The sequence below is a fragment of the Sphingobium subterraneum genome (genome assembly GCF_014199435.1).
In the GTDB taxonomy this organism is placed as follows: Bacteria; Pseudomonadota; Alphaproteobacteria; order Sphingomonadales; family Sphingomonadaceae; genus Sphingobium; species Sphingobium subterraneum.
Genome location: NZ_JACIJP010000011.1, coordinates 14,984 through 31,178 on the forward strand (window position 1 = coordinate 14,984; position 16,195 = coordinate 31,178).

Genomic DNA, 16,195 nt, shown 5'->3' on the forward strand with positions numbered 1-16,195 from the left:
GGGGAGAAGGCCTTTGGCCTGATGAAGCCCGGCAAGTGGACTGGGCTTCGTCAGGAGGTTCCAAATGCCAAGCTCTGCTCCCGTTCTCTTGCTTCCCCCACCCTCTGAACCGCTGGCCCTGCTGGTCGCTCGCACCATCGCCGCAAGCATGGCATCCGGTGAACCGATCACGCGTCGGCAACTGCATACGCTTCTCACCGATCATTTCGGGGGCACAGACGCAGAGGGGCGCTGGTCGGTGCGCGATGCGCATCTCGCGTTGGAATTGGCTCAGACCGAATACCTGCAGGCCAACGCCCGGATCGACCTTACCGCTTCGGCGGCCGACGCCGACCGGATGTTTACGGCGCTGGAATCCGAGCTTCCAACCCAGACCAATCGCAGCGACGAACAGATCGAATGGCAGCAGTTCGCGACCCCGCCGCGCCTTGCCTGGCTTGCCGCACGGGCTTGCGCCCTAGTAGCAGACGAGCTCGTCCTGGAACCCTCGGCCGGAACGGGGATGCTCGCGGTCTGGGCAGCCAAGGCTGGCTTGCGCCTTGCCCTCAACGAAATTTCGCCGCTGCGCCGCGACTGCCTGACTGCCTTGTTCCCGGCCGCCCGAGTGACCGGCCATGACGCCGAACTGATCGACGAATTGCTCGATCCCGCCATCAGCCCGAGCGTTGTGCTGATGAATCCGCCCTATTCGCACGGCATCGAGCGAGGGCACGATAGTCGCACCGGCTTGCGCCACCTGCGGTCGGCCTGGAATCGTCTGGCGTCGGGCGGTCGGCTTGTCGCGATCATGCCCGAATGGTTCGATTGCGCGAGGTTTATGGCGGGGCTGAAGGGGCCAGTCTCGCTGCGGCTCAATGCCGCGGTCGAACGTGCTTTCGTGAAGCACGGCACTGGGATCACCACACGACTACTGGTCCTGGACAAGGTCGAGGGCTCTGCCGAACCCGTCATTGAGCGCACAAACGACTTTGGTCACCTTGTCGATCTTGTCGATGCCGTGCCCGCCAAGGGGGGCATGCAAACTGCTCCCGATCAATCAAGTCTTCCGGCGCGTACGCCGTTCCGACTGGTCGTCTCGTCACACAGGTCGCTGCCGATACCGGCAAGGATTACCCCTGCAGCGCCGACGGTCATCTGCGCATTGACCTACCAGTCACTCGAAGTACCTGCACCGCTTGCGCCCCAGGTCGGGCACTATCTGCCCTATCGTCCCAGCAGGATCGTGATCGACGGTGCGGCCGAGCATCCGACACCGCTCGTTGAGTCCGTCGCCATGGGCTCGATCGCTGCACCGATGCCCGAAGCTGTGCCGCAGCTACCCGAAGGGTTGGTCGCCAAGGGCCTGCTGTCTGCTGCCCAGGCAGAGACGCTCATCTACGCTTCAAGCGCCCATGCGCGCGATCTTCCCGGGCGGTTCGAGCCGGAGGATAAAGGCTGCTCTCTCAAGGCATCGGCGGAGGGCCAGGTCTATCGCCAGGGCTATTTTCTTGGCGATGGCACAGGCGCCGGCAAGGGCCGTCAGGTTGCGAGCGTCATTCTCGATCGCTGGGTGCGCGGGGAACCCCGCCATATCTGGATTTCGAAGAACGAGGCGCTGCTAGAAGATGCCCGGCGCGACTGGGCTGCGCTTGGTGGTCTGCCGATCGACATCCAGCCTCTGGCTTCCTGGAAACTCGGCAGCCCCATCGCCATGCGAGAGGGCATTCTCTTCGTGACCTACCCGACCCTGCGTTCGGGCCGAAACGATGTAACCCGCCTCGATCAGATCCTGGCTTGGGCGGGCGACGACTTCGACGGTGTTATCGTGTTCGACGAGGCGCACGCCATGGCCAATGCCGCTGGCGGGGAAGGATCGCGCGGCAAGGTCAAGGGATCGGAGCAGGGTATCGCTGGAGTGCGCCTGCAAAACCTCCTGCCCCGCGCGCGGGTGCTATATGCCTCGGCAACGGGCGCGTCCGACGTCAACAACTTGGCCTATGCCACGCGCCTCGGCCTCTGGGGGCCGGAGACCGCTTTCGCCAATCGTGAGGCCTTCGTGGCCGACATTCGTGACGGCGGAATCGCAGCGATGGAACTGGTCGCGCGCGATCTCAAGTCGGTCGGTCTATACACCGCTCGCGCGCTCTCCTTCGCGGGTGTCGAGTACGAGATCCTCGAGCATTGCCTGACCGATGATCAGATCGCGGTCTACGATGCCTATGCTGAGGCTTGGGCGATTATCCATGCCAACCTGCGTGAAGCGCTTGAAGCCACCCGTATTGTCGACGCAGACAGTGGAGGGACGCTCAACTCTGGTGCCAAGTCTGCAGCGCTGTCGATCTTCGAGGGAACCAAGCAGCGATTCTTCGCGCAGCTGCTTCTGTCGATGAAGCTCCCGAGCCTGCTTCCAGCAATCGAAGCGGCGATTGCTGACGGACACGCGGCAGTCGTCCAGTTGGTCTCGACAGCAGAAGCCATGCTCGACCGCCGGCTTGCTGACCTTTCGGACGAGGAACGCGAAGCGCTGGAGATCGATCTGTCCCCGCGGGAATATGTGATCGACTACCTCGCCAAGAGCTTTCCTGTCCGGCTGATGGCCGTCTTCACCGATGAAAACGGCAATCCACGCTCTGAGCCTATGAGCGACGAACTAGGCGTGCCGGTGTTGTGCCGATCAGCACTCGCCGCGCGCGACCGGATGATCGAACAGCTCTGCGCCTTGCCGCCGATCGCGACCGCGCTTGATGCCATTATCGAACGCTTCGGCGTCGACCAGGTGGCGGAAGTGACTGGCCGGACGCGCCGGCTCATCGTCGGCCGTGACGGTCGTCAGAAACTCCAATCCCGGTCGCCGCGCGCCAACGTCGCTGAAACCCAGGCCTTCATGGACGGCACCAAGCGCATCCTGGTCTTTTCCGACGCCGGGGGGACCGGGCGCAGCTACCATGCTGATCTGGCCGCCAAGAACCAGGCTCGCCGCGTCCATTTTCTGCTCGAGCCAGGCTGGCGGGCAGACGCAGCAATCCAGGGGCTTGGCCGCACCAATCGCACCAACCAGGCTTCGGCCCCGCTGTTCAGACCGGTGACGACCGATGTACGCGGTGAGCGCCGGTTCATCTCGACTATAGCACGTCGCCTCGACAGCCTCGGTGCCTTGACGCGCGGGCAGCGCCAGACCGGCGGCCAGAACCTCTTCGATCCCGCCGATAATCTCGAAAGCATCTACGCCAAGGAAGCGCTCCACCGCTGGTTCGGCCTGCTGTTCACCGGCAAGCTCGAAGCGGTCAGCCTCGGGCGCTTCCAGGAGCTGACAGGCCTCAGGATCGAAGCTCCTGACGGGTCGATGGTCGATGACCTGCCGTCAATCCAGCGCTGGCTCAATCGCATCCTCGCGTTGCCGATCGCCCTGCAGAACGCGATCTTTGATGAGTTCATGGGGCTGGTCGAGGCGCGAATTGATGCCGCCCGCCAGGCCGGGACGCTCGATCTCGGCCTTGAAATCATCGCGGTCGAGGACTTCACAGTCCACTCGGACACGCTGCTACGCACCGATCCTGCCTCGGGCGCAACAACCCATCTGCTGGAACTGGAAATCGCCCGGGCCGTGAAGCCGTTGACGCTGAAGCGACTCGAGGAGCTCTACGGCCTCGCTGGGCAACGGCAGCGAACTGTTCGGAACGCCCGCTCGGGCCGGGTCGCCTTGCTCGTGCCCGCCCGCAGCATTCTTGCCGATGACGGCACCCGCGTGTCCCGTTTCGAATTGCTGCGCCCGCTGAAGCGCAGCCACATCACCGAGGATCAGCTGGCTGAGAGCAGCTGGGAAGGCATTTCCGTCGACGCTTTCCGAGAAGCCTGGGTAGCCGAAGTCGAGGAAGCACGGACCAGCCACAAACGCGAGCGCCTCTATCTTGCGACGGGGCTCCTGCTGCCGGTCTGGGACAAGCTTCCTTCGGATTTCGTGAGAGTGAGCCGAATCTCCGCTACGGACGGCCGCTCGTTGCTTGGCCGGGAGGTTCCTGTCCATTGTGTTCCGGAACTGTGCCGGGCGCTGGGTCTGGAACGCGAGCAAACGCGCTCCGCTGATGACATCATCCAGACCGTCCTGGCGACCGGTCGAGCCATGGAATTCGCCGGTCGTGAGCAGCTCATGGTCAAGCGCAGCCTGGTCAATGGCTCACAGCGAATTGAACTTACCGGATGGAGTGCAGCTCGCCTCGACTGGTACAAGGCGCAAGGCTGCTTCACCGAGATCATCCGTTACCAGACCCGGCTGTTCGTTCCGATCGACGGTGCAGCGAGCGTGATCGCCAGATTGGCAGCATAGACACCTTCATTGCCACATGGCATTAACTGGCATATATGATGCCATATGGAGATTTGCCATGCTGGCTTTGCAACCCGTTGATACTGCCGTTCCTGCCTTCCGTGCGGATCCGATCACCCAGGACGAGGCAGCTGCCATGTTCCGGGCGGTCCTCAATCTGTTCGGCAAATGGGAGCTGACCGACGAGCAGGCGGCAACACTGCTCGACATGCCAGTGCGCTCCTATCGCCGCTGGAAGGCCGAAGGCCCCGGGCGTGTTTCGCGTGATGGGCGTGCGCGTCTCTCCAACATCATGGGCATCCACAAGGCGCTTCGGATCATCTTCTCGGAGGCAACCCGCGGCTATTCCTGGATCAGGTCGGCTAACGATGCCTTTGGCGGATCCAGCGCGCTCGATGTGATGCTCGGGGGCGAACTCACCGACATCATGCGGGTGCGCCGCTACCTCGACGCCGAGCGCGGTGGCTGGTGAGCGGAACGGCGGATATCCCCGTTTCTCGAGTTGAGTGGAAGGGCGCTATCAGGATCATCCGCAGTGCTTTTCCACCGATCGACCTGTTTGAGGACATCGCTGATCCAGCCGACTGGCCGCTGCTGATCTCGGCAGAGCAGAAGACCAATCCCCGCATCATGGCGACGATTGGCAATCTGGATTTGGTCCCTGTCGACCGCCGCGTCGGCGGCCACGGCGCTTCCTACCTCATGGCGCCGTTCACCCATGTCAGCACCGACCGGCCAAGCCGCTTTACCGATGGCAGCTACGGCGTGCTCTACGTCGGGGACCGGTTTGAAACCGCACTGTTCGAGACGATCCACCACCATGCCCGCTTCATGGCACGGACAAAGGAAGCGCCTGGCTGGACTTCGCAGTTCCGGGAGATCGTCATGGCGGTCGATGCAGACCTACATGATCTTAGATCCGCAGCTGCGGAACCGGCCCCGATGCTGGACACTGATAGCTACGCGGCATCTCAAGCTCTCGCTGCGAATCTCAGGGGCGCAGAATCCGACGGCATTGTCTACCCGAGCATCCGGCATCTTGGTGGGGAGTGCGTCGCACTCTTCTACCCGGACTGTGCGTCAAATCCTTTGCAGGGGCGCCACCTCGACTATCACTGGGATGGCGAACGTGTAGACCTTGTCCGCGATGCCGGTTCGGGAGCTGTTTTCCGGATCGTCGATTTGCCGCCCGATCCTGTCTGACCGCATGAGCTGGCTTTCGAGCCTGCGCTTGGCTAGGTTGCCTTCCACCAGTTGAGCATGCGTTGCCACCAACTGGCTGGCGGCCGAGGTGCGGACGGGGTCGCGGCGGGCGTCTCCGGGCCGGGCTGAGCAACAGCCGAGGGATCCGCCTGCCTGAAGTAGCGAGCCTTGGCTCTGCGGTCTCGTTGCCGCTCAGCCGCGACTTGTGCATCCGACCAGGGCGGCGCAGCGATCACCTTGTCTCGGCGGATTACGTAGTGCGACCGACACGGCAGCGTCCAGTTGCCGACCGAAGGGTGAAGACTAATAGCCTCGCCGTCGTAGGTGATGTTCCAGTCTGTTGGTGTCAGCGGCGTCACCACTTCCGCGCCGCAGCCGCAGCAGCAGCTGTGCGCTACGCTGCCGTATTCCATCGATACGTAAAGAATCCCAGGTACGAGCGGCTCGGGAAAACTTTTCACGAAGCGATGTTCGAGTTCGGTATACCGGATCATGATTGGTCCTCGTTGAGCAGCATGTTGCCGTCGAGCGTGTAGGTCGAATGATGTTCGCGCTCGAGGTCGCAGTAGAATCCGCACAGCTTCTTCCACTTGATAACCGCCAGGACGGCGTTGAGGGCGTTGAGGTCGGCTACCTGGATATTCGAGGCGTAGATGTCCCCGGCCCCGCCGCCGGCGAGGGGAATTCGATTATGCGGGCCGGCCTTGGTCCGGCTCTCCAAAGTGCTGGTCGTAACCCTCAAGATGCCACTGAGGCCCTGTTCGCCGAGTTCCAGGCCCATGCCAATATCGACGAAACCAACTCCGCGTGCGTGAAGCCATTCTACGAGGGCGGCTTTCGCTTCACCTGCGTCAAGGCTTAGGAACGCGAAGTCGATGCCTTCGAGCAGATCGATGGTCTCGGCTGTAATCGCATTCGGCACCGCGGTTATGCCGCGATGCATGCGCGAGTAGATGGCCGCAAAATAGTCGACCTTCAGCGGTGCGTCGCGCAGGTCGTCAAGGCTCGGCGCCCCAGGGGCACGAAAGGCATTGTGCTGAAGGAACTCGTCAGGATCAAAGATGCGGATCTCCGCTACCGGCGTTTTAGCCAGCATGTCGAGAATATAGCTTCCCGACCCGCCGAGGCCGATGATCGCGATGCGGTGCCCCGCGAGCCTGGCGGTGAGCGCGCCGATCCCGACCCTGTCCGACGCCGTCTCGACGTAGTTAAAAACGCTCTCAGCGTCCTCCTCATCGTCGATCACGCGGTGGGGGCGCGGCGAGAGCGTGGTGTCGATTACCGCGGCAGGTCCCGAGATGATCGAAGCATAGGTCGACATCTTGTGGTGGTAGTCGCGATACCCTCCTTCAGGCTTGCTGGAGAAGGCGTGCTCCGCTGTGAGCCCATTGCCAAGCTGGAAGTGCGCGGTCTGGTGGGCGATCGCCGCGATCGGCTTGCCATCGGCGAAGCAAGGGTAGTCTCCGTCGAAATGAATGACGTGGGTGTCGGGCGGCCGGGTCTGGTCGCCGGCCAAGGCTAGGCTCGAGATAAGTGTGCCCTTGCGCACCTTGCGGTGGGCATCGACGTAGGGCACCTCGCGCATGACGAGGAACCCTCCGACGATCTGGACGAAATAGCCTTCCTCGCGCAGCTTCGCGAGATCGGCGTTACGACTGAACAGTGCGCGTGACATTGAAGATCGTCCCCTGCTTGATGATGACCGAACCGTGCGCGCTCAGCTCCCCGGCGTGCGGCTTGGAGGCCGCCTTGCGGTAGGTCATCGAGAACACGACGTTGGCTTCGTGCGGACCCGGGAAGGCCAGCTCGACGATCTGCTCGAAGGTCACGGTCGGACCGCGAACCAGGCGCGGACGCGTGTTGACGATGATTTCGATTTCGACCGGCGGGCGCGGGGCGCTGTAGAAGCGCTCAATGCCGGGCGCGCTCAAGTCGACCAGCATCGCCGGCTCGATGAGGACGTCGGTTCCGCCACGCACTTCGAGGAACACCGCCTCTTCGGGCCCGGGCTCAGCGAGTTGATTGAGGATGCGACCGCTGATTGCGGGCTTGCCCCAGCGCTGCTGGTCATCGTTGACCTGGAACTTGAATTCGCGATCGGTGAGGAAGGCGACGAAGCGCTCGGCGCCGGCGGTGCTGAGGTCAAAAGGTTCGTCGAGGCGCACGTCCTCGAAGTCGCCGGTCGGGAGGATCGCGAACAGGCTGTAACCTCGGTCGGGTTCAAGCCCCGCCGCTTCGAGCACCTGGCGGCCCAGCGGGATCGGATCGGCGACGGTGAGCGCGCGAAACTCGAGGCTTTCGAGGGCGAACTGGAAGCGATAGGCCCGAGCGGGCCGCAGGCTCCGGCCTTCGCGCAGGGCATCGCCGACATCATCGAATTCAGGAAGTTCAGGGGTAGCCATTTTTGATTTGTCCTTCGGTTTGCCGGAACAGCCCGGCTACGAAGGGACAATCGGAACGGCGGCAGCCGACCGGAAAGTCGCTCAGAAGATTTTTTGCAGGGGGCCTGCCGGGACCGGCCCGCACACGAAGAACGCCGGACAGCTGGGGCAGACCCGCTGCGAGGGATCCGCTGGAAATCGGCCAGCGCGAACATCCGCAAGGACATTAGCCAGGAGTTCGCGGCGCCGACCGAGAACGAGCTGCGATAGCTCGAGCGGGGTCACGGTATCACTGGTCAGATGGACAATCTCGGCGCTCGCCCCCGAAGCGCTCTCAGCGATGGCCAGTAGCGCGGCCGCCACGCTAAGATCTTCGGTGTCTGCCTTGCGGAACACGCCAGTTCGGATACGCCGGTGGATACGATTACCTCGCGTATCGACGAGGACATCGTCGGCCCTGACGATAATTTGGTCACTTCCGATCCCGAGCGGCAAGTCAGCCGGCAGCTGGACTTGGTGGGCATCGCGCGATCGCCGGAACCGCATAACAAGCTCGACCGCCGTAGCCCGCAGTTCGACGAAGCTTCCCAGTATGTCGAGACCGTGATCGTCGCAGGCTTGTTCGACTGCGGCCCGAAGAAGCGCGTCGTCAGAGATGTCGAGCCCGCTGCGTACCGCTCCGCGCACGACAGTCCGGGCGGCTTCGTGCATGCGCATGTAATCGCTCTCGGTACGGCGGCCGCCGATGCCGATCACATGAGTGTAGAAGAAGCGCCGCTTGCACTTTTCCTTGTCCAGCATTGCGACCTGGGAATCTCGTAAGCGAATAGGGCCGTCGACCGATAATTCGATCGGCTCGGCTTCGAGCGCAGGTGGAAGCGTTTGGAGGAGAGCGGGCACCCTTTCGGTGACGGCCGGACCAAGCCGCGTCAGGAAGGTGGAGAGCGGGCGCCGCTTCCCATCCGCCTTCTCGGTCGCGGCATAAAGGATGAGGCGATCGCGCGCGCGTGACGTGGCAACGTAAAACAAGCATTCGCGCTCTTCTGCGTCGCCGGCGCAAAGCGCGGCTTTGACGTCGCCGGTTATGCTGCCGATCACGCCTTCGGGGGGCAGGCAGGCAGGCGCCTTCGGATAACTCGGGAGTGTGTCTTGGTTGAGGCCCGGTAGATGCACGCCCCGAAATTCTAGGCCTTTCGCGCCGTGGATCGTCATGAGGCGGACGGCGTCGAGTCCCTGCGCGGCTGCGGGTAGCTGACGTAGGTCGCGATCGTCGCCGATGGCGACCAACCGCCTGATACGTTCCAGGAGGCGCGGCACGGCGCGACCCGCCGTGTGTGGCTGCGTGCGAAGGAAGTTCATGAACTGCCAGATCGCGATACCTCGGCTACGTTCAGCTATTGAACCGGCCTCGGCTATTCGGGCGGCGATGCGGGTGCGGTCGAGCAGGATAGCCGCGAGCGTTCGCCACGGCGGAGTGTCGGCGTCGAATCCATCGAGAGCTGCTGCGAGCCTATCGAGCGCGGTCATCGCTTCCACCGACACTGCTAGGCGGCTTCGCTCGGTCAGCCATTCCAGGGGTTTGCCATCATCCGACCGCAACATCTCGATGATGCTGGCGACATCGCCGAGCGGCATGGCAAAATCGGGCATGCAGCCGGTTCGAACGAGCCCCATCGCGCGACCATCGGCCAGCAACGTCAGCAGCGACAAGAGGTCCTTGACCTCGCTTCGCTCGAACAGGCTGCCCAGGAAGAGAACGGGCACGTCCATCCGTTCGAGGTCGCGGGCGATTTCGCCAAGGCGCTCGTTCCCGGTACACAGCACGGCTTGGTCTCGATAGGCGATGCCGGCTGTTCGAAGCTCTTCGATGCAGTCGGCGATCGCGACCGACTGCTCCTCCTTGGCCGGGCGGAGCCTGAGTTCGACGGGGTGGCCGCTGGCGCCCCGATGCGCATACAGCTCTGCGCTCGTTGTACTCGCTGCCATCTTGGCGGCGAACGTGGAATAGGCGGTCACGATCTCGTCGCTCGACCGGTAATTGATCTCCAACCGGCCTGATGCGGCGGCGGGAAAATCCTCAGACGTGAACCTAGTGGTGCTGATCGGGGAGGCGCCGCGAAAGCGGTAGATCGACTGCCGTGCGTCGCCCACAACCCAGAGGTTCTCGCCGCTGGGGCGCAGCGCCTTCAACAAGCGCACACTGGCTCGGTTGACGTCTTGGTATTCGTCGACAAGCACGTGGTCGTAGGTCTGGCCAAGCTGGGCGGCAATCTCGGGACGCGTTTCGAGAAGTTCGACGGGGAGTGAAACGAGGTCGCCGAAATCGACGGTTTGCCGCTGGCGTTTGATCGTTTCGTAGAGAGCGTAAACGCGCGCGACCTCTGCCGCTTTCAGTGCTTCCGTGTGGCGCGGTTCCGCGCCTTTGGCAGCGATGCGCATGTCCTCGGCGTGGCGGGCGTATTCATCAGCGCCAACGACCTCGTCCTGCGCTCGCGAGATGGCCGCTAGAATGTCGCCGATCAGGCGAGTCGGATTGTATAGATCCTGGTAGTGATCGAGCGCGAGCTTTGGAAACTCGGCCTCGAGGAGCTCGACGGCTTCTACGCGGTCCATCAGGCGCGGATCGTCGGGGAGGCCGAATTCGGCATGAAAGCGCCGCACAAGATCGAGTCCGAAGGCGTGGAAGGTACCGATCCACATCGCTGCAGCCTTCTCTGGCCGCTTCGCCGCGATCCGCTCGGCCATCTCGCCGGCGGCTTTGTTGGAATAGGTTAGGACGAGCAGCCGCCTCGGATCGACACCTTCGTCGAGTAGTTGGACTACCCGGGCGGTCAGTGTCTGGGTCTTGCCAGTCCCGGGCCCCGCTTCGAGGAGATATGCGCGCCCGCGGTGTCCGGCCGCTTCTGCTTGGGCGGCGTTCAACGGATGCTCCCCGCGAACGCTTTCGTTAGATTCGATGACGGGGAGCAGCAGGCCGTCGAGCAACTGCTGTACGACAGCATCCATCGAAGCATTCATGCGTCCCGCGATCTCGTGCGCGGTCAAACTGTCAGCCAGATGAAGGCGGCACAGGACCTCGCGCGGCAGGAGGAGTTCACGGGCGAACAAGTCCATTTGGACCTCGCGCCGCTGTCTTCGGCCATAGTCGACGACCCGATCGATCCCGGTCGGTGAGGGCTCGGAGGGACGCGCCATGTCTGCGTGCAGCACCGTGGGTGACGCGGTCGCATCACCTAACACATGGTGGCCGATTTCATGCGCAACAAGGAAAGCTTGTTCGAATCGGGAGCCCACGTTTTCGTGGATTATGAGATCATCGGCTGGCACCAGCGTCGCGCGGCCGTTGTCCAGGCTGGCAGCGCCGGGGTTTGTTGTCTCGACATCGAGGCCGCGTGTCTTCGCGATGGCGACAACAAATGCGTAAGGATCGGTCGGATCGAGCCCGTGCATAACGGCATCGGCATGCATCTCGGCCGCCCTGCGGCGTCCCAGCTCGATCGCATCCATCTATTCGCCGCTACCTGCCAGAAGCTTCGACCGATCAGCCTCGGAAACCCCGGCATCGATCAGGATTTGCTCGAAGGTCATTTGCTCCGCGGAGCCGGGCGGGCGGCCCGACTTGTAGCTTCTACCGGTGGTCATGGGCATTGGCGGCTGGCGCATGGCTGCGATCACATGCGCTGGAGGCAAGTCGAGAGCGTCCGAGAGGTCGCCAAGGATAGTATCGGGAAGGCTCGATGCCAGGACGCGGTGCTCTCGCAGGCACGTGATGACCTGCCTCGGCACGCCGAGTTTGCGAGCGAGGTCCTTGCCGATGTCTCCAGTGAGGCGGGCCAACGGGTCTTCGCCGGCGGGTTCGCCTGGAGCAGCCGCCTTGTGCATGATCCATGCGGCATCAATGCGCGATTCATCTGTAGCGGACAGAGGACTCTCGTCTTCGAGCTCTGGCGCCGCGAGCAACCGCGAAAAATCGATGAGCTGGATGGCATACTGAGGATAATCCTCGACGTATTGTCGAAGCACGTCGCCATCGTGGACGTCTTCTGATTGAAACAAGTCGAGCACGGCGTCGAGGGTGAGGGGCAGCGGGTTGGCGGTCATTGGTCGTCCCCAGGATTGAATAGGGCTCCGAGTGCTTTCAACGCCCGGTCCCGATAGTTGCGAACCGACTTCTCAGAGCAGTTTAGTGCCTTCGCTATTGTCATCACCGAAGGGTCGCTCGAATCGATCTGCCAACCGCTCAAAAGGAGGTGCATGGTCCTTCTTTGTTCTGTCGGTAGGGCATCAATCGCTCCGTGGAACCGTTTCCGGAAAAGCGGATCGGAAAACAGTTCGGCGTCGAGAAGATCTGTCGTGCTTGCCTCGGCTGCGTCGTCGGACGTGCCGCTGCCCTCGTCGTCCAGCGACGCGGTGCGGCTTTCCTCTTGCCAGACTCGATCCTGCGCATCGAGGCGCAAGCGTTTAACAGCGAGGTCGAACCGGACCTCGAAGAAGTCTAGCTTGTCGTCGGGCTCCTTACGATCCTTCGCGAGCATCTCGACGAAGCGGTCGAAAACGGCGTTGCGGATGCGCTCGTTGCTGAGCGATGAGGAGTTCTTGGAGATTTCGGCTCGCGGTACCGATCGGAGCACCCTCTCGATAAGGACCTTATATAACTGTTCGAACCAAGCATTGGAGTTGTCCCGGCGACTCCTCCGGACGAAATACAGCAAGCACTCACTGGGCACGTAATCTGGATGCTTACGGTCGCGGATGCGCGCGCGTTCGAGCAGCACGTTACGCGGCAGATTGGCGAGACCTACGAGCAGCGGTTCAATGATGTCGGGACGTTGATAAAGTGTCCCGTCGGCTTTTCGCTTGGTGAGCGGAACAATCAACATTTCCTCCCTTGTCCGCACGTTAGCATCGATGCGACGTTCTGTTAATCGCCACGGGAAAAACAACCGGAACGGCTGGAGTAAAAAAATTTGGTTTCGTCCAGTGCTTCAGGATTGTGCCTAATGCTGGCTCTGCGAATATGGCTCAGTTATGCCCTGGACGTTTTCCTACGCCGTGTGGCTGCTATTCAAGACACCATACCCGATGCAGACGTTCCGGATCGTCCGCCGACTTGGATACGGTAACGGGGGCTTAGGGTGCTCAATCAATGACCGGTGTTGGCGTTGCCCGACGTACTATTTGCGTCGGCGACCGGCCGGAATGTCCTGACCAACATCATCGATCCTTGCCCCTGCCGATCGGGACTTTCGCTGCGACCGCTTTAGAGGGGAGTGGGCTTTGCCCTGATTGAGCCATTTGGGCGTCGATGGTCGATGCACTGGGCTCACAATCAGGAGTGTGTCCCATGATCAAGTCGATTCCGCTGAACAAGCTCGTTCAGTCGCCTCGCAATGTCCGCCGCCACGGTGATCCGGCAGCCGATGCCGAACTCAAAGCCAGCATTGCAGCGCGCGGCCTGCTGCAGAACCTCATTGTCCGGCCTGCCGCAAAGGGCAAGTTCGAGGTCGAAGCCGGCGAGCGCCGCCGCCGCGCGATGTTTGAGCTCGCGGACGAAAAGATCCTCGCCCGCGATCACGAAGTCACGTGCCTCGTGCTCGAGGACAGCGCCGAAGCTGCGGTCGAGACCAGCCTCGCAGAGAACTTCCACCGCCTAGCCATGAACCCAGCGGACGAAGCCCAGGCCTTTGCCGCGCTCGTGGCAGGCGGTGCGACAGTCGAAGATGTTGCCCGCCGTTTCGGCCTGACCGTCCGCTTCGTCGAGGGTCGTCTGCGCCTCGCGACGCTTGCGCCAGTCGTGTTCGAGGCTCTGGCCTCGGGTCAGATCACTCTCGACATCGCCAAAGCCTTTGGCGCGACCTCGGACCAGGAAATCCAAGCCCGCGTCTTCGAGCAGGTTACCTCGGCCTACTATGCGCCTAATCCCGATAGCGTCCGGCGAATGGTTCTCTCCGGCACTGTCCGGGGCAGCGATCCGCGCGCCCGGCTAGTTGGTCGAGATGCCTACATCGCCGCCGGCGGCCGGATCGAACGCGAACTGTTCGATGACGACGACAGCGAATCCTGGGTCGATGTCGCCTTGCTCGAGAGCCTCGCCGCAGCGAAAATGGAAGAGCAGGCAAAGGCGCTCGCAGCCGAGCAGGGTCTCGCCTGGGTCAAGCCCACGCTCGATCCCTATGCCAGCCACGATCTGGTCGAAGGGCTGGTCCGGCTTCCTGCCGAACCGGCGCCGCTCACCGAGACGGAACTGGCGAGGCTCGACAAACTCGATGCCTCCTACGACGAGCATGCGGCGATCCTCGAAGACGAGGATAGCGCCGAGGAGGCCGTGGCGGCAGCCGAAGCGGCTATCGAAGCCATCGAACGCGAATGCCAGGAAATCCGCGCCCGTCCGCCAGTCATTGCGGCCGAACTCAAGGCCGAAGCGGGCATGATCCTGGTCCTCTCGCGCGATGGCACGCCGGTTCTCCAGCCCGTGTTCTACGGCGAGCGACAGGCTGAACCTGCTGAAGCCGACAGCGGAATCGAAGTAGTTCCGGCGGACGATAGCTCGGACAAGCGCCGGACCACCTTGTCCAAGCGCCTGGTCGATGAGCTGGCCATGCAGCGCCGCGACGTCCTGGCCCTGCATGTTGCCTCTGATCCCGGGCTTGCGCTCGACGTCATGGTCTTCACGCTAGCTGATGCCGATACGCACGACTGGCGGGCGCGGGCCGCAACCACACTGCGTGCCCCTCTTCCGGCAGGGCCAATCATTGGCTTCGAAGCCAAAGATGCTCCGGCCAGCAGCGCGCTTGCTGAGCTCAGGTCCAGTCTCGACGAAAGCTGGCGTGCGGGAACCGATGCGACTTCCCGCTTCGACCTGTTTCGCGCGCTGTCCGACGACAGCCGTGCCGCTTGGCTGGGCTATGTCGTTGCCCGGTCGCTCGAGGCGAGCCTCAACATGGCGGGCGAGCGTCAGCTGCCGTTTCAGGACCACCTCGGCAGCCTTATCGGCATCGACATGGCGCAGTGGTGGCGACCGACGGCGGCCAATTACTTCGACCGAGTGTCAAAGCAGGTGATCCTCGACGCGCTGACCGATGTCGGCGGTCTTGAGCTTTCCTCGCGCTTTGCCTCGGTCAAGAAGGGTGATCTCGCGATGAGCGCCGAGCGTGTCTTCGCCGGCACCTACATCACCGAAGTCGAAGTACGCGAGAAGGCTCTGGCCTGGGTGCCTGAGGTCATGCGCTTCACTTCCGCTGCGCCAGAGGCTGGCGAGCCGGAGATCGACGCCACTGACGCCGAGCCAGGTTTCGACAACGAAAATCTGTCCCCCCGCGAGTTGGCAGCCTGACCTCCTCCTGACAGGCAAGGCCACTCGCACCTCGAGAGAAGCGGTCCTTCGGCTTACGCCGGAGGGCCGCTTCCTTTTTGGAAGCAGAGCAGAGGGGGCTTGGGACCCTGTGGCACTGACCGGCGAACCCGTCGCCGACTGTCCAGATGCCTCAATCAGGAGAACCACCATGGCCTATCGCAAGGGGCAGAGCGGCGGCTTGTCGCCCGCCACCCGCATCACCCAGGAGATCATCGCACGTCTGGAAGCCGGCACGAAGCCGTGGATCAAACCGTGGCGCGGCGTGCCCATTTCGCGGCCCCTACGGGCCTGCGGGATCCCGTACCGCGGCATGAACGTGTTCTGGCTCTGGATGGTCGCCGACATGTGCGGCTACGCCTCGCCGTTCTGGATTACGTACAACCAAGCCAAGTCGCTGGGTGCCCAGGTCCGCAAGGGCGAGAAATCGACCATCGCCATCTTCTACAAGAGCTACACCAAGGAGGTTGAAGCTACCGATACCGGCGAAAAGACCGATGAAGCGCGTCGGGTGCTGAAGGCCTATCCGGTCTTCAATGCCGATCAGGTCGAAGGTCTGCCCGAGCGCTTCCATCCGGCTCCAACCTTGGAACTAGTCGAGCCCGAAGGCCGCGAGGCAGAGCTGGACGTTTTCTTCGCTGCCATCCCCGTCAATCTGCGCCACCAGGGCTGCGAGGCTTATTACGAACCGACTGCGGATCGTGTCACGATGCCGCCGACGAGCCTGTTTTCAGGCTTCGACCACTACTATGCGACGCTCGCCCACGAGCTGTCGCACTGGACAGGCCATGCCAGCCGCCTGGGACGGGACCTCAAGAACCGCTTCGGTACGTCGGCCTATGCCGCCGAGGAACTGGTCGCGTTATCTGGACAGTCTGCGCCGCCCGCAACATTGCAGTAAGGTCGGCGATGGACGCCCACGGTAGGCAGTTATCAGGCTGGCCGTAGCGCTGACCC

General features: G+C 62.7%; 11 protein-coding genes. 5 read left to right on the top strand and 6 right to left on the bottom strand.

Translation table 11 applies throughout. The features are described from left to right. Positions 1-64: 64 nt before the first annotated feature. From FHS92_RS16975 to FHS92_RS16985, 3 genes are read left to right on the top strand one after another with little or no spacing between them, the layout of a single operon-like run. Entirely contained in the window at positions 65-4,303 is a 4,239-nt protein-coding gene (locus FHS92_RS16975; RefSeq protein WP_184081872.1) for a strawberry notch-like NTP hydrolase domain-containing protein, read from the top strand. 58 nt (positions 4,304-4,361) lie between these two features. Beyond that, positions 4,362-4,775: an MbcA/ParS/Xre antitoxin family protein gene (locus FHS92_RS16980; protein ID WP_184081873.1), complete on the top strand. Its 414-nt coding sequence runs from the start codon at positions 4,362-4,364 to the stop codon at positions 4,773-4,775. Next, positions 4,772-5,506, top strand: a complete 735-nt coding sequence (locus FHS92_RS16985) for an RES domain-containing protein (protein ID WP_184081874.1) — start codon at positions 4,772-4,774, stop codon at positions 5,504-5,506. The genes FHS92_RS16980 and FHS92_RS16985 overlap by 4 nt, the downstream gene beginning before the upstream one ends. A 32-nt stretch (positions 5,507-5,538) precedes the next feature. Here FHS92_RS16985 and FHS92_RS16990 read toward each other — a convergent pair whose 3' ends face one another. From FHS92_RS16990 to FHS92_RS17015, 6 genes are all read right to left on the bottom strand, one after another. Next, positions 5,539-6,000 (bottom strand): ubiquitination-like system serine protease family protein, encoded by a 462-nt coding sequence (locus FHS92_RS16990; RefSeq protein WP_221231133.1) that lies wholly within the window; start codon positions 5,998-6,000, stop codon positions 5,539-5,541. Continuing rightward, positions 5,997-7,181: a ThiF family adenylyltransferase gene (locus tag FHS92_RS16995; protein ID WP_184081875.1), complete on the bottom strand. Its 1,185-nt coding sequence runs from the start codon at positions 7,179-7,181 to the stop codon at positions 5,997-5,999. Before FHS92_RS16995 ends, FHS92_RS16990 begins: the two co-directional genes overlap by 4 nt. Continuing rightward, the gene (locus tag FHS92_RS17000) at positions 7,156-7,908 is read right to left on the bottom strand and encodes a multiubiquitin domain-containing protein (protein ID WP_184081876.1); all 753 of its coding nucleotides are present in this window, start codon (positions 7,906-7,908) and stop codon (positions 7,156-7,158) included. The genes FHS92_RS16995 and FHS92_RS17000 overlap by 26 nt, the downstream gene beginning before the upstream one ends. Positions 7,909-7,989: 81 nt before the next feature. Then, the gene (locus FHS92_RS17005) at positions 7,990-11,394 is read right to left on the bottom strand and encodes an ATP-dependent helicase (RefSeq protein ID WP_184081877.1); all 3,405 of its coding nucleotides are present in this window, start codon (positions 11,392-11,394) and stop codon (positions 7,990-7,992) included. Next, on the bottom strand, positions 11,395-11,988 hold the full coding sequence (locus tag FHS92_RS17010) for a hypothetical protein (protein WP_184081878.1): 594 nt from the start codon (positions 11,986-11,988) through the stop codon (positions 11,395-11,397). It abuts the gene before it with no gap. After that, positions 11,985-12,767 (bottom strand): RNA polymerase sigma factor, encoded by a 783-nt coding sequence (locus tag FHS92_RS17015; RefSeq protein ID WP_246352088.1) that lies wholly within the window; start codon positions 12,765-12,767, stop codon positions 11,985-11,987. The genes FHS92_RS17010 and FHS92_RS17015 overlap by 4 nt, the downstream gene beginning before the upstream one ends. A 464-nt stretch (positions 12,768-13,231) precedes the next feature. Here FHS92_RS17015 and FHS92_RS17020 point away from each other — a divergent pair, with 464 nt between their 5' ends. Together FHS92_RS17020 and FHS92_RS17025 are read left to right on the top strand one after the other, a co-directional pair. Continuing rightward, a complete protein-coding gene (locus FHS92_RS17020) occupies positions 13,232-15,220 on the top strand; it encodes a ParB/RepB/Spo0J family partition protein (RefSeq protein WP_184081880.1) in 1,989 nt (662 codons plus the stop codon). A gap of 169 nt (positions 15,221-15,389) precedes the next feature. Continuing rightward, complete coding sequence (locus FHS92_RS17025; protein WP_184081881.1) at positions 15,390-16,139, top strand: ArdC family protein; 750 nt, start codon at positions 15,390-15,392, stop codon at positions 16,137-16,139. Positions 16,140-16,195 lie beyond the last annotated feature (56 nt).